Source organism: Acidovorax sp. NO-1, assembly GCF_000238595.1.
GTDB lineage: Bacteria > Pseudomonadota > Gammaproteobacteria > Burkholderiales > Burkholderiaceae_C > Acidovorax.
The window spans coordinates 1-13,287 of sequence record NZ_AGTS01000160.1 but is presented as its reverse complement, the minus strand read 5'-3'; the positions used below and the strand labels follow the sequence as shown (position 1 = coordinate 13,287).

Sequence of the window (13,287 nt, the reverse complement as noted above, 5' to 3'; positions counted from 1 at the left end):
CCGTCAGGGTTTCCTACGATGGGTTTGCAGGGGATGACCTTCCCCGCCTTTACACCCTACCCAAACCCTTCAGGATCCCCTCACCATGAACGCTTTCCATCTTCTCAAGACCTGGTCTGCCATTGCGGCTTCTTCGGTGTTGCTGGTCGCCTGTGGCGGCGGCGGCAATGATGACGACCCCACGCCCAGCAACGAGCCCGGTGTGCTGACCGTGACCAGCGCCAGTTTGTCGGACCTCAATGGCGTGTACGGCAACGGCGCGATCAACCTGACCGATGTGGAGAAGAACAACCCCATCGGCTCGGCACCCGAGGTGTGTGCATTCAACTTCGACGGGGCCAACAAGGTGGGCTCGCCCGCCACTGCGTTTGGCGACATTCGTTACCGCCCGGATGCAGGAGAGCTCTACAAGGTGTTTCTGACGTTTGACGGCAAGGAATACGGCAGCGATCAACCCACGGACACCGCCGTGGTGCGTGAAAGCGACCAGGTGCGTTTCAACCGCACGACCCTCACCGCCACCGATGGCTCTGCCAATACCTTGCGCGTTTCGGGCGTGGTGCCCATGCGGCCGAATCGCCCTTCGGGCTGCTGACCGGCCGCCTTTACAGACACGCGCTCGCCGCACCGATTGCATTGTCTCCCTCCCGGTCCTTCGACCGGTTTGACCCCGCTGGTTCGCCGCGGGGTTTTTTTCGGTCGCTGGCTGCGGGCCCAGTACAGGACGCGTGGCACGGAGCCACAATGCGACCCTGTGCCCCCGTTGCGGGGTGCCTCTACTTCTATGCCCGTAAAACCCCCTGATCACCAAGTCGTGGTGTGGCGGCACCCCGAGGCTCCCATGCAGCCTGCCCTGGGCGCGCCATGCAATGGGTGTGGCGTGTGCTGCCTGGCCGAGCCCTGCCCGCTGGGGATGCTGGTATCGCGCCGCCGCACGGGCGCCTGCGCAGCCCTGCGCTGGAGCGAAGCGGACCAGCGGTACTGGTGTGGCATGGTGGCAGACCCGGGCGGTGTGACCGGGCTCACCCATCCTTGGGCCCAGCCCGTGCTTGCTGCGCTGGCCCGCCGGTGGATTGCCTCGGGGGTGGGCTGCGATGCTCCGCTGGAGATTCATCCACTGCAGGGGCAGGATCCCGACGGTGGCCTGTGAATCATTTGCTATTAAAAATATAGCTGTTGACGCTTGCTGATAAAGCTCTGGAAGCCATTTTTGCTTGTATTTTTGGTTCCGGGGCGCCCCGCCGCGCCAGGTGTACCCCCGCCAGCATGCAGCGCACGGATCCGCCGGCCTGCTCGATGGTGGGGACCGACAGCGGCAACAGGCGCGCGCTGCGTTCAATGGCGGCGCGCTGCTCGGCGGTGAGGCTGGCGGCTGCGCGGGCCGACAGTGCCAGCACCCGGCCCTGGGTGCCTGTGAGTTCGAGCGCGTTGCCCGCGTACTCGCCGATCTGCCAGGTGCTCAGCTCGATCACCTCACGGCCCGTTTCCAGCAGGCGTTCCCGCACGGCGCTGCGCCGTTTCGGGTCCGTGATCATGTGGAAGCCACCCAGGGCGAACGCGGTGCCCACGCACAGCATCACGTTGGTGTGGTAGCAAGGGTGGCCTTGTGCATCGGCCGTGGCAAACGCCATGGGTTCATAGTTGAAATGCGTGCAAAAGCGCTCCAGGGCCACCGGGTCGGCGCGGTTCGATTGCGCGGTGTAGGCGATGCGGCCCAGGTGGTCGAGCACCATGGCGCCCGTGCCTTCCAGAAACATGCCGTCGGCCTCCAGCCCGGAGTAGTCGATCACGTCCTGCACGCGGTACTCGGCTTTGAGCATCTCGATCACGTCGCTGCGCCGCTCTCGCCGCCGGTTTTCGGCGTACATCGGATAGATCGCCACATGGCCCCCCGGGTGGGTGGAGAACCAGTTGTTGGGAAACACCGCATCGGGGGTGTTGCGCTCGCCGGTGTCTTCAAACAAGTGCACGCGCACGCCGGCATCCTGCAGGCAGGCGGCGGCGGCCGTGACCTCGGCATAGGCGCGAAGCGCAGTCTCGTCGGGAGCATGCTGCGCCGTGCGCGCCTGAAAGGCGTTGTCGGCGGCGGTCTGGGGGTTGGGGTGGAACCGGTGGGGGCGCACCATCACCACGGCGCTGGGGGCTTGGACGGAAGGGGTGAACATGGCGAGGATTGGTGTGGGTGGAGGGTGCGGAGAATTCTCTGCACAGTCACAGTTACCCCATAGTTCTCAATATGTACAAATTGAATGGAAAATTGGCGAATAGACAGATACTCTGAACGCTATGACCAAACTTGACGACACTGACCGCGAAATCATCAGCATCCTGCGTGCAGACGCCCGCACGCCGGTGGCCACTCTGGCGCAAAAGCTGCGCGTCTCGCGCGGCACGGTGCAGAACCGGCTGCACAAGATGGAGGAAAGTGGCGTCATCACCGGCTACACCGTGCGCCTGCGACCTGACTCGGAGCCCCAGCGCATCCGTGCTTGGATGAGCATTGCGGTCGAGGGCAATGCCGCCCCGGCCGTCATCCGCACCCTGCGCGGCGAGCCCACCGTGGGCACGCTGCATACCACCAATGGCCGCTGGGACATCGTGGCCGAGGTGCGCGCCGAGAGCCTGGAGGCCTTTGATGCCGCGCTTGGCCGCATCCGGCTCACGCCCGGCATTGCCAATACCGAGACCAGTATCCTGCTGTCAACCTACAAGGTCTGAGCCCCGCTCGCGCCGGGGGCGGGCGACGATACCGGTGGCGCGATTGCGTCCGCATGTTGCACGATCTGCCCGTCAGGCCGGGACACCATCACCCGGCCGCGGCCCGCCTGCTTTCCGGCGTACAGGCCCAGGTCAGCGCGCTGCAAAACGGCATCCAGCGTTTTTTCGTGGGGCAGGCGTTCGGCAACGCCCATGGTGGCACTCAGCGGGATGGTGTGCGCGCCGAATTCCACCGGGGTTGCCGCAAGCTGCTGCCCCAGCCGCTGCGCCACGGCGGCCGCGCCGTCAAGGCTGGCGCCGGGCAGCAGCACCGCGAACTCCTCCCCACCCAGGCGCCCGATGCTGTCGATGCTGCGAAAGCACTGCTGGCACAGCCGGGCCACCTGGCGCAGAACCTCGTCGCCAGCGGCATGGCCGAACTGGTCGTTGATCTTCTTGAAGTGGTCCAGATCGAGCAGCACCACAGAGAGCGGGCTGCGGTCCCGCTCGGCACGGGCCAGATCCAGCGCAAAGCGCTGCGCAAACTCCCGCCGGTTGAGCAGGCCTGTCAAAGGGTCGGTGGTGGCCTGGCGCTGCAGCTCGGCCTGCAATTCGGTGCGGCGGGCGATTTCGGCCGTCAGGTCTGCGTTGGCCTGTTGCAGGCGGGTGCGCACAATGAACTCCTGCCGCTGCACGCGCTGGAGGCGGTTGGCCGAGATAAAGCCCACCACGGCGGGCAGGGTCAACAGCAAGGCAAGCCCCGGGGCCAGTGTGGGCGCGGTGCCCGTGGTGACCAGCGTGGCCACGGTGCCGGCGGTACCCACCAGCGCCACCCACGCGCAAAGGGCCACGCGCCCGGGAATGAAGATGAAGAGGCTCAGGTTGACGATCATGACCATGCCGATCGTCCATGCGCGCATCTCCGGTCGCAAAAGCAGAAACAGGAAGAAAAATGGGAAACCCGCCAGCTGAAGCCACAACACCAGGCGGCCTTCGGGCGCCAGGTGCGGCCGTGACCGCAGGGCCGTCGCAGCGACCAGCAGCAGCGCCGCAGTGCCCATCCGGTAGCCCATCAAGGTCCAGAACACGGTGCTGCCGCCCAAGGCCTGGTAGTCCGGCAGGCCAAACAACAGCAGCAATGCGGCCCACACGTACAGCGCCAGGCGCAACTGCCGGGCCATGCGGTGCTGGATGTCAGCCCGGTACGCGCGCTCCGTGGCAGGGTCCGTGAACTCCGCGCGCCAGAGCGATATGGGAGGAATCGGGGCGTTCTCCATGGGTTGAAAAGGGCTGTGCGGCCAGGGCAGGGTACAGCACCCGAGCGAGGGCGGCTACGGTGCTGCGGGTTTTCCAGAGGTGCGCTGCGCTGCGGTGCAGCGGGGCTTGTGCTGCTCTTTCACTGCCACCTGCGCGACAGCAGGTAAGGGCTTGTATTGATGCTGCAGCGGCACAGGCGCAGTCAAATTGCGTTTTTTATGACAAGGAGCCCGCCATGCAACGTCGCCGCATCATTCAATGGGGAGCCGCCAGCCTCGCCGCCCCCGCATTCCTGGCGCAGGCCCAGAGCTTTCCCAGCAAACCCATCAAGCTGATCATCGCCTTCCCGGCCGGCGGCCCTACGGACATCACCATGCGCGCGTTGGCTGACAACGCCAGCAAGATCCTCGGGCAGCCCGTCATTGTCGAAAACAAGCCCGGCGCGGGCGGCACCTTGCCCGCGCAGGCGCTGCAGACTTCTCCGGCCGATGGCTACACGGTGGCGCAGATTCCGCTGGGCGTGTTCCGCCTGCCTTACACCACCAAGATCAACTGGGACCCGGTCAAGGACATTAGCTACGTACTCAACGTCACCGGCTATGCCTTTGGTCTGGTGGTGCCTGCCGACTCGCCGCTCAAGACCTGGACGCACTTCGTGGCCTGGGCCAAGGCCAACCCCGGCAAGCTCAGCTACGGCTCCACCGGCACCATGACCAGCCCGCACCTGACGATGGAACTCATCGCCCAGCAACTGGGCCTGGAGCTGCTGCACGTGCCCTACAAGGGCAGCGCCGACCTGATGCAGTCCATCCTGGGCGGGCAGATCATGGCGGCGGCCGACTCCACCGGCTTTGCGCCGCAGGTCGAGGCCGGCAAGCTGCGCGTGCTCAACACCTGGGGCGCCGAGCGCCTGGCCAAGTTCCCCGACGCGCCCACGCTCAAGGAACTGGGTCTCAACCTGGTGCAGAACTCGCCGTTTGGCATCGGTGCGCCCAAGGGCACACCCGATGCGGTGGTCAAGCGCCTGCACGACGCGTTCAAGCAGGCCATGGAGCAGGAGAGCTATCGGACCGCATTGGCGCGGTACGACATGGTGCCGATGTACATGAGCACCAGCGAGTACAAGAAATTTGCCGAAGACACCTTTGCGCGTGAGAAGGCGCTGGTGGAAAAGCTGGGGTTGGCCAAACCGGTGTAAGGCGGGGATCCGGCAGGGGGCATGCCCGTTCCGTGTGATGATCCGCAGCATTGAACGGAACTCGCACACGATATGGCATCCTCCTCCGACAGCATCAGCATGGCCCTGTTCTGCGACTTTGAAAACGTCGCCCTGGGCGTGCGCGATGCGCAGTACGAAAAATTCGACATCAAGCCCATCCTGGAGCGCCTGCTGCTCAAGGGCTCCATCGTGGTCAAAAAGGCCTATTGCGACTGGGAGCGCTACAAGGGCTTCAAGGCCACCATGCACGAGGCGAATTTCGAGCTGATCGAAATCCCCCATGTGCGCCAGTCGGGCAAAAATTCGGCCGACATCCGCCTGGTGGTGGACGCGCTGGACCTCTGCTACACCAAGTCGCACGTCAACACCTTCGTCATCATCAGCGGGGACTCGGACTTTTCGCCGCTGGTGTCCAAGTTACGCGAGAACAACAAGCAGGTGATCGGTGTGGGCGTGAAGCAGTCCACTTCTGACCTCTTGATCGCGAACTGCGACGAGTTCATCTTTTATGACGACCTGGTGCGGGAGAACCAGCGCGCGCAGGCCCGGCGCCAGAGCCCGGGCAGCACTCCGTCAGCCGCCCCCCGCCGCAGCCCCGAAGAGGAACGCAATCGCAAGGAAAGCCAGGACGCACGCCGCACCCAGGGCGTGGAACTGGCCGTCGAGACCTTCGAGGCCCTGCTGCTGGAGCGCGGCGATACGGGCAAGATCTGGGCGTCGGTGCTCAAGGAGGCCATCAAGCGCCGCAAGCCCGATTTCAGCGAAGGCCGCTATGGCTTCCGCACGTTTGGCAACCTGCTCGAAGAAGCGCAGGCGCGCGGGCTGCTGGAGTTTGGGCGCGATGAAAAATCGGGTGCGTATGTGTACCGCAGCCTGGGTGCGCCCGGCGGGGCTGCGGCACTCGCACTGCCTGATGGAGCCGCAGAACGCGGCAGCCATGGCGGTGCCTCGCGCCATGATTTCCATGCGGTCGCGATAGCGCCCGACGCACGCTCGGACAACGCGGACGCACCCGGCACCTCCGGGCGTCAAAGAGGCCGCCGCAGCGAAGAGGCGGACCGCACCGAACTTCGCCCGGCATTGCGCAGCGAACAGCCCGACCCCGGGCAGGCCGATGCGCCTGCCGAGCGCCCGGCCAGCCGCTATTTCAGCCAGCCCGCAGAGCCCCAGGTCGCGTCGCCCGAGGGTGGGATCGATGCCATGCCCCGCCAGGACAACACGGACACGCCGGAACGCGGGGCGCTCGGCGACATCGAAGGCATCGAGCCCGCAGCCCCCCGCCGCAGCCGCGCCCGCAGTGGAGGTGACTCCGAGGCAGGATCCAGGCCACGTAAGCCCGCAGTGCGCAAGACAGCCGCGCCCCGTGCGAGCAGCACGCTTGCCGCGGTGGACGCGGGAGATGCTGCAAATGCTGGCGTAGAGCTGCCCATCACTCCGTCGGAGGCCTCAGCCGCTGAGGTCGATGCCGGAGCCTCCACCCCGGCATCCGCACCCGCACGCCCGCGCAGCCGGCCTCGCAAACCGGCTGCCAAATCCGCCGGGTAAGCGTTGCCGGGCAACCCGCACGGCCATCAGCGATGATTGCTATCTGAATAATAGCTGATGGCGCTTTGTCAGCAAGCGCTAGCGGCTGTTTCTGCTCAAAATCAACCGTGCCAGTTCCGCAAACCCCGCGCCGCGCTCACCCGCCGTCACATAGCGCGGCAGGTGCGTAAGATGCGGCACAAAGCGCGCGATGTTGGCAACGCCCACGCTGTGTGGGAAGTGTTCAAACATGAGCTGGTCATTGGTGGAATCCCCCACGTAAACCCATCGCTCGATCTCGGTGTCCAGGTCTCGTTTGAACAGCTCCCGCACAATCCACCGCGCACCTTCCAGCTTGTTGTGTGCGCCGTACCAGCCGTTGATGTGAATGCTGCTCACCGTGGCGTTCATCCCCGCCGCTCGCATGATGCGCACTGCATGGTCGATCGACTCCTGCGGCAGATGGGTGAATTCGCTGTGGTCAATCGCGATGTCTGTCTCGCGCCCGGGAGAGTCGGTAGCGCGCCGTGCGCCAGGCACTTCACGCTCGATATGTGCAAGAACTTCCTGCATGCGAGCGAAGTTGGACGCGCGGGTGGCCCCATCCTGCTGATACCGCTTGAGAAGGGTTCCATCGGACTGCCGAATCAAAGCCACGGCCCCGTTCTCCGCCACGATGGCATTCACTGGCCAGGCCAACGCGAAGGGTTCACTCCACCCCACCGGGCGGCCAGTGATGGGTACGATATGCAGCCCGGCGGACTGCAGCTCTGCCAAGGCCGTTAGCGCATCGGCGGTGATGGCGCCGTCTGTAGTCAGGGTGTCGTCGATGTCAGTGAGGACGCCACTTGGGCAAGGCCATGCGTGTGAGTGCCGATCGCTGAGGGGTTGCATGGATAGCTGAAAGGCGGTGTCAGAGGCTGTAGTCATTGCTTGGCAAATTCGATGATGGCGCGGTAGAAGCGGTCGGATCCATCCTTGGGGTTGTTGGGGCCAAGTTCCATCCGGTTCACGCCGTGCTCGGCGTTGCCTTTGAAGCGATCGGGAATCACGGAGAAGTAGTAAGGGCTGATAAACCGTGCTCCAGCAGCGTAGTGCGATTGCATCGCGGCCAAGTGCACACCGTCGCGCTTCCACTGCTGGGGGTTGAACTCCGGCGCGCCGTAGTCGCTGATCTTGTTGCGGGCGATAAAGCTGCGCATCCAGGCGCTGTCAGTGGCGCCCCCGTACATGTTCAGACCGTGCTTCCAGGGCGCAATGCCTTGCAGGGTCTGGTCAGCAGCAAAAAGCTGCGGGTTCCACGACGAGTTGACGCGGGGAACGATCTGGTGGGAATACAGCTTGTCTGCGGGCAAGCCGCTTTGGATGGCACGTTCGTAAAATGCGTTGAGGAAACCGTAAACCTGTGACTCGCGGTACTGGTTCCAGTCCCGGGCAAGAGGGTTGTAATACACATCCTGCAGGCTGCGTGGCATGTCGAGCCAAGTGCGCACGCCAGGCAGGCGCTTGATGTCGTCAAGTGCTTTCAGCGCGGAGAAGCGCACGACATTCACGCGGCCTTGATCGCGCGGCACAACGGCAAACTCGACTTCGCCCAGCTTGTGGCGCGTGCCCGAGCGGGCGTGAGCAACCACTTGCGCGAGGTGGCGGCCCGGCGCCATCGCGCTGTAGTCAAAATCAACCCGATACCCTGTATTGGGTGTGGTGATGGACTCCTCCGCGCGGTAGACGTCTAGCCGGTTCAAGTCGTGTGCAATAGCGCCGGCCGGTTTGCCGTCCACATACAACTCGAGCCGCTCGATGGTTTGCCGCGGGTCCCACAGCCAGCCTGCGATGGGCAGGGTGCCGTCGGCGTATGCGTCGTAGTGCTCGGCGAACGAAACGAGCTGTTCCTTACGGATGTCCTTGGACGGCGCAGGTACCTGATCGAACGACGTATAGGCGAAACCGTGGCGGGTGTTGAGTTGCTGGATGGTTTTGTACTTGGCTTCCAGCCATCGGCGGAACCCCGCCACCGAGTCGGCGCTGTAGTCCGTCACCTGGATGTCCTGGTACGCACCCATGCCACTTTCAAAGTTGGGAAACATGTGGTGCAACTCGCCCGCCAGCGTGTACGCCACGATGCGGTTCTGTACGGGTTTGGGGAGTGCATTGATACGTTTTGCAAGGTAGTCCAGCGCCTCGAACCGGTATTTGTTGACAGGGATGGCCGGGTCGGTAGACATCGTGTAAGGAACGATGCGATAGCCGAAATAGTCCAGCTTTAGCGGCATGCCGTCCCGTAACTGCATGAGGTTGCGCTTGTCCTTTGCTAGTGCCTCTGCCAGTGGGCTCTCGGAATCGAAGTGGTCAGCCAAAAAGTAGACTACTACGGGGCGTTGAATCTCCGCAATCAAACTCAGAAAGCGGTCGACCTGGTTCTTGTCGATAGTCCAGCCTCTGGTTGTGTTGCGATAGAGGGACAGCAGCGGCAGCGTGGCCGTGTAGCCGACCTGGACGTTGCCCTTAGGACCGCCAGGTTCCAGTACATCGAGCAGTCTGGAAATTGCTGGGGCTCCGGTGAGTTTGCGCTTGTTGCAGTGGGCCAAAGCCGCCTTGAGTTCCGAAAAACGAGTGTCTGCAATGGCTTCGTCGCACAGATACAGCTCCTGCACGGTCGGCGCAACGATCATCGGCGTGCGCTGAGTCACCGCGTGTGGCGGAGTTTTTGCGGATGACGCGGCAGCGATGAGAATGGTCAGGGTGGCGAACTGCCGACCCGGCCAGCAGGTCATTTCTTTATGTCTCTCGCATGGTTGTTGAGCGAAAGGCTCAAGGGCTCAGTTGGCAGGTTGCTCACGTCGAAATGCAGAAATGCGATCAAACACTGGATGCCAATGAAGATGGGTAGGGCAGCCAACATGACTGTGCCGCTGGTTGCAGGTTGGTGGGTGGTACTGCTCACGAACCAATGCCAGGCGCCGAACATGATCCCAACGGAGAGAAGCACCAGCCCACTCAGGCTATAGAGAGAGCCGACATTGAAGTCTCGTACCAGATAGTTGTACACGTAACGTCGCCATAGACGAGAACCATGCTTACGCAGAAATTCGGGTAACACCTTGCCAATCTTCAGGTTGGATTCTTCGTCTGCATAGACCGAGTCCATGGGAATATCTTTCACCACTGCACGCACCGTGTTCAGACGAAACAACATATCGGTTTCGAAGAAATAGCGCTGCTCCAGCTTGTCCAGTGGCAGCTCAGACAGCACGCAGGTGCGGGCGGCGGTGTAGCCATTGGTTGGATCCATGATGTTCCAGTAGCCGCAGCTTAGCTTGGTGAGAAACGACAGCACAGCGTTGCCAAATAACCGCACCGGCGGCATGCCCTGTACCGACTCGGGCCGGAAGAATCGGTTGCCTTTGGTGTAGTCGGCCACGCCGCTCAGCAGCGGGCGCACGAACTGTGGCAGCAGCGCGGGGTTCATTTGTCCATCACCATCGATCTTCACCACGATGTCCAGGCCGTCCGCAATGGCCGCCTTGTAGGCCGTGATGATGGCGCCACCCACGCCCCGGTTTTGCGGGTTGTAAAGCACACGCACCCGCGGATCGTGATTGTGTTCCTCGATGAATCGGCCGCTGCCATCGGGGCAGGCGTCATCGACGGCGTACACCGTCTCGACTTCTGGACCGATGGCGGCAATTACGCCAAGCACATGCTGAGTAACTTTGTAGCAAGGGATGGCAACGGCAATTCGCATAAGTCGAAGTTCCTTAACTCGTGGCGGCCAGCGTCACACCGGCCATGATGAGTGCACCGCCTGCCAGCGTGCGCCAGTGCAGGGGCTCACCCAAAAACACCCACGCCAAAGTCGGGACGATCAAAAATGCCAAGCCCATGAACGGATAGGCCAGATGCAGCGGAGCGTGACGAAGTACCCAGACCCATGCAATCGTGGTGACCCCGTACAGCGCGAAGGCGGCAATGAGCCATCCGTTGTGCAGGAAAGCAGTGACGGACAGCGCTGCGGGTAGAGTTTCTGCGGCTTTTTTGAAAAGTAGTTGCCCAAAGGAGATGCCCAGCACACAGGCGAAGGTGAAAAAAGCCAGGGTAATAGTCATGAAAAACCTATATTTTCTCAGGGTCGGTAACAACGAACCACGTCAAACCTCCGTAGCTTCCGATTTCTTTCAGCATCGGACTATCGCGGAGCCGCAACGCTTCGTCCGCGAAAGCGGCCACCCGTTTTGCACTGGTGCGGCGGAAGTCGAAGGTTTTAGGGTCGAGAGTCACTACAACCCACTCCATCCAGGGAGATGCCACAGAATAAGTGCCGCCATTGGCGACAGGGCCTGTCTTGAAAGCCAGATGCTGATACCTGTTGACTGTCGGCCAGTCTTTCTCCGCCAATGCCAGCTGTTTCCAAAGGCTGGTATGAGGATATGCGAGCACCCCGTTTACCACCGGCAGGCCAACGGCAGGCAGAAAGTGTGGCCCCATTCCTTCTCCGCTGACGAACAGCGTTCTTTGAAGCGTGCCCGTGTCATCTGATGCCAGTGCTTTCACTTCGGGGTGTAGTTTCACATCTTTGGGGGCCTTGGTTATCGGGTTGAATCCCAACGATGCCGTAAGAAAGAAGATGAGGAAGAGTAAGATAGGGCCTTTGAAATTTTTCTGGGTCAACCACCAAACGCTGAAAATCACAATGGTCAAAAGTGCAGCGATATACACCGCGCTGCTCTTGGGGAATGTGATCAGCGGCATTCTGGTCAGCACAAAATACGCCAGCCAAGCACTTAATGCGACGGTGATGGCGATCAAGGATTTCCTCAGAACGACATTCGACCCGTCCGTCGTCGTGCGGGGCAATGCAGTATTCATGAGACTCAGCAGTATGATGAAGGCCAATCCTAGGGAAACATCCGCCCGATTGACTGGTACCCTGCCCCATTGACTCGCATTCGCGATAAATTCTGGAATGCCAACGAAGGCAAAAATGAAATAATAGGCAATGAACAGCGCGCAACCCAGGAGGATCCATCTCTCTCTTCTTTGCTGCAATACGCCGTAAATACAAAGCCACGCCATGGCGAATGGAAGCCAGATGTATGAGCTTATCTCAGGCTGGTTTGTCCACGCATCGTCCCGGCTGAACGTGATGGACTCTGCATTCGTATATCCACGAAACGCCCAGAGAAAGCTCTGGTCCCCGCCAGTGAGGGTGGTGCGCTGTCCGGGATAGACCGTGTTCTGCATCAGATGGATGGCATCTTTGGTATCCGACCACCAGCTTCCCACCAACATCATCAGCACAAGAAAGAGGGCGAATGAGCCCGCAACCTGGGGTCGATGGAATGTCAGGGTTTTTCGCTGATCAATAACCCAGCCAGTGAAGAGGAGTGCAAGCAGGGTCCCAATGGATACCATCCAAGGTGGGTACAGAGTCAGTACCCATGCTGCAAGGGCATATCCCACTGCCGCTCCCCACGCCAATGCATGGCTGAACTTCTGTGTACGTAGCAACTTGATAGTGCATGCAAATGCCAGCGCTGGAAATAAGGTGAAATATAAAGGCCAATTCGACCAAGCCGCTGCATAGGGCGCCACGACGAAGAGAGATGCCAGAGCAAGGTTTCGGCCGGCTGATGAAGGCTTTATCAGGTTGAGGAGCCACCACAAAACGAGCAGGCAACCCCAAAATGGCAGTTGCCAATGCCAGGACTGGGCTTGGCGGAGCGGGAGGAAAAAATAGCCCCAAGTTGCGGGACGTGCCAAAGCAGACCATTGCGCTATGGGGACGCCCGTCATACCCAGAACCCCCATGTTTTGCCCATCGATCCCAAGGTTAGTGTTAATGATGGGGAATTTGGGAGTATGGTTGACCTGTGCAATCACATTGGGCGTTAATATCCCCCATTCATCCCCGCGAGAGTATTGGAGCTTGAATATCTTCGAATCACTTCCTGTTGTGCTGGAGACAGCTTTTGCTACTGGTCCATCAAGTACGATACGGAAAGAACTACCTGTGGTCCCAATGGCGACGAGGCTCAGGAAGATGAAAAATACTCCAATTGAAAGAGGCCTTTGTCTGGTTTGTATCCAGTCTGCGATGCCATTGGTTATTTTTTCGAAGTGTTTTGTATAAATAAATCCAATGGCGAGCAGTGTGACCACCAACAGCCACCAATGTCTCGCATATATCTTGGAAACGTGGACAAGTCCAAGTTTTCCATTTGCTGCAAAGAAATCGATTTTATCTTTGTTGGCTAGCGTTGCAGTAACATGCATTTCACTCAGCCCGCCCGGGAGAGCGCTGTCGAAAGCAAACGAGGCCGCGAAATGATTTTTTTCTATGGATAGATCTTTTATTTTTCCATAGTTGCCACGGACATGTACCTCAAATGCAGGCTCATCGTCCGCGAGCTTCTCTATGGTGGTGTGTCCGAAGATTTTTAGCGTTTTTGATTTTGCGTCGTATGCGCTTCCATCGATTACTCCTTTGGTGATCGTGTTTTCGCCGCCCCAGGCGCTCGCGTGAAGTGCAATGACAAAAAGCGTGGCCAGTAATTTGCGCAGCATTTTATTTTGATGTCAATACAGGGCTA

At 60.9% G+C, this 13,287-nt stretch carries 12 protein-coding genes; 5 read left to right on the top strand and 7 right to left on the bottom strand.

Annotation, left to right across the window (positions count from 1 at the left end):
• Positions 1-85 precede the first annotated feature (85 nt).
• Together KYG_RS22955 and KYG_RS22950 are read left to right on the top strand one after the other, a co-directional pair.
• Positions 86-595, top strand: a complete 510-nt coding sequence (locus KYG_RS22955) for a hypothetical protein (RefSeq protein ID WP_008907332.1) — start codon at positions 86-88, stop codon at positions 593-595.
• A gap of 246 nt (positions 596-841) precedes the next feature.
• Complete coding sequence (locus KYG_RS22950; RefSeq protein ID WP_085942659.1) at positions 842-1,150, top strand: hypothetical protein; 309 nt, start codon at positions 842-844, stop codon at positions 1,148-1,150.
• A gap of 1 nt (position 1,151) precedes the next feature.
• Here KYG_RS22950 and ctlX read toward each other — a convergent pair whose 3' ends face one another.
• Positions 1,152-2,165 carry a citrulline utilization hydrolase CtlX gene (ctlX, locus tag KYG_RS22945; RefSeq protein ID WP_008907330.1) on the bottom strand — a complete coding sequence of 338 codons (1,014 nt, stop codon included), beginning with the start codon at positions 2,163-2,165 and terminating at the stop codon, positions 1,152-1,154.
• A gap of 121 nt (positions 2,166-2,286) precedes the next feature.
• Here ctlX and KYG_RS22940 point away from each other — a divergent pair, with 121 nt between their 5' ends.
• A complete protein-coding gene (locus tag KYG_RS22940) occupies positions 2,287-2,718 on the top strand; it encodes an Lrp/AsnC family transcriptional regulator (protein ID WP_008907329.1) in 432 nt (143 codons plus the stop codon).
• On the opposite strand, the gene KYG_RS22935 is transcribed toward KYG_RS22940, so the two are convergent.
• A complete protein-coding gene (locus KYG_RS22935; RefSeq protein WP_008907328.1) occupies positions 2,706-3,974 on the bottom strand; it encodes a GGDEF domain-containing protein in 1,269 nt (422 codons plus the stop codon). The two genes, KYG_RS22940 and KYG_RS22935, sit on opposite strands and share 13 nt — an antisense overlap.
• A gap of 215 nt (positions 3,975-4,189) precedes the next feature.
• Between KYG_RS22935 and KYG_RS22930 the strand changes: the two genes are divergently transcribed.
• Together KYG_RS22930 and KYG_RS22925 are read left to right on the top strand one after the other, a co-directional pair.
• The gene (locus KYG_RS22930) at positions 4,190-5,152 is read left to right on the top strand and encodes a tripartite tricarboxylate transporter substrate binding protein (RefSeq protein ID WP_008907327.1); all 963 of its coding nucleotides are present in this window, start codon (positions 4,190-4,192) and stop codon (positions 5,150-5,152) included.
• Between the two features lie 72 nt (positions 5,153-5,224).
• Positions 5,225-6,718: an NYN domain-containing protein gene (locus KYG_RS22925; RefSeq protein ID WP_008907326.1), complete on the top strand. Its 1,494-nt coding sequence runs from the start codon at positions 5,225-5,227 to the stop codon at positions 6,716-6,718.
• A gap of 78 nt (positions 6,719-6,796) precedes the next feature.
• Here the strand turns inward: KYG_RS22925 and KYG_RS22920 are convergent, their stop codons facing one another.
• The 5 genes from KYG_RS22920 to KYG_RS24620 are packed head-to-tail and all read right to left on the bottom strand — an operon-like array spanning position 6,797 to position 13,261.
• A complete protein-coding gene (locus tag KYG_RS22920) occupies positions 6,797-7,591 on the bottom strand; it encodes an HAD-IIB family hydrolase (RefSeq protein ID WP_034696014.1) in 795 nt (264 codons plus the stop codon).
• A 32-nt stretch (positions 7,592-7,623) separates the two neighbouring features.
• Positions 7,624-9,471, bottom strand: a complete 1,848-nt coding sequence (locus KYG_RS22915) for a beta-galactosidase (RefSeq protein ID WP_034696000.1) — start codon at positions 9,469-9,471, stop codon at positions 7,624-7,626.
• Positions 9,468-10,442, bottom strand: a complete 975-nt coding sequence (locus KYG_RS22910; protein ID WP_008907323.1) for a glycosyltransferase family 2 protein — start codon at positions 10,440-10,442, stop codon at positions 9,468-9,470. Before KYG_RS22910 ends, KYG_RS22915 begins: the two co-directional genes overlap by 4 nt.
• A 13-nt stretch (positions 10,443-10,455) precedes the next feature.
• Positions 10,456-10,803: an EamA family transporter gene (locus KYG_RS22905; RefSeq protein WP_008907322.1), complete on the bottom strand. Its 348-nt coding sequence runs from the start codon at positions 10,801-10,803 to the stop codon at positions 10,456-10,458.
• A 7-nt stretch (positions 10,804-10,810) separates the two neighbouring features.
• Positions 10,811-13,261 (bottom strand): hypothetical protein, encoded by a 2,451-nt coding sequence (locus tag KYG_RS24620; protein ID WP_008907321.1) that lies wholly within the window; start codon positions 13,259-13,261, stop codon positions 10,811-10,813.
• Between the last annotated feature and the right edge of the window lie 26 nt (positions 13,262-13,287).

Excerpts from the sequence above, each read along its gene's own strand:
- KYG_RS22955 (WP_008907332.1), top strand. The coding sequence starts at position 86 with ATGAACGCTTTCCATCTTCTCAAGACCTGGTCTGCCATTGCGGCTTCT.
- KYG_RS22950 (WP_085942659.1), top strand. The coding sequence starts at position 842 with ATGCAGCCTGCCCTGGGCGCGCCATGCAATGGGTGTGGCGTGTGCTGC.
- ctlX (WP_008907330.1), bottom strand. The coding sequence starts at position 2,165 with ATGTTCACCCCTTCCGTCCAAGCCCCCAGCGCCGTGGTGATGGTGCGC.
- KYG_RS22940 (WP_008907329.1), top strand. The coding sequence starts at position 2,287 with ATGACCAAACTTGACGACACTGACCGCGAAATCATCAGCATCCTGCGT.
- KYG_RS22935 (WP_008907328.1), bottom strand. The coding sequence starts at position 3,974 with ATGGAGAACGCCCCGATTCCTCCCATATCGCTCTGGCGCGCGGAGTTC.
- KYG_RS22930 (WP_008907327.1), top strand. The coding sequence starts at position 4,190 with ATGCAACGTCGCCGCATCATTCAATGGGGAGCCGCCAGCCTCGCCGCC.
- KYG_RS22925 (WP_008907326.1), top strand. The coding sequence starts at position 5,225 with ATGGCATCCTCCTCCGACAGCATCAGCATGGCCCTGTTCTGCGACTTT.
- KYG_RS22920 (WP_034696014.1), bottom strand. The coding sequence starts at position 7,591 with ATGCAACCCCTCAGCGATCGGCACTCACACGCATGGCCTTGCCCAAGT.
- KYG_RS22915 (WP_034696000.1), bottom strand. The coding sequence starts at position 9,471 with ATGACCTGCTGGCCGGGTCGGCAGTTCGCCACCCTGACCATTCTCATC.
- KYG_RS22910 (WP_008907323.1), bottom strand. The coding sequence starts at position 10,442 with ATGCGAATTGCCGTTGCCATCCCTTGCTACAAAGTTACTCAGCATGTG.
- KYG_RS22905 (WP_008907322.1), bottom strand. The coding sequence starts at position 10,803 with ATGACTATTACCCTGGCTTTTTTCACCTTCGCCTGTGTGCTGGGCATC.
- KYG_RS24620 (WP_008907321.1), bottom strand. The coding sequence starts at position 13,261 with ATGCTGCGCAAATTACTGGCCACGCTTTTTGTCATTGCACTTCACGCG.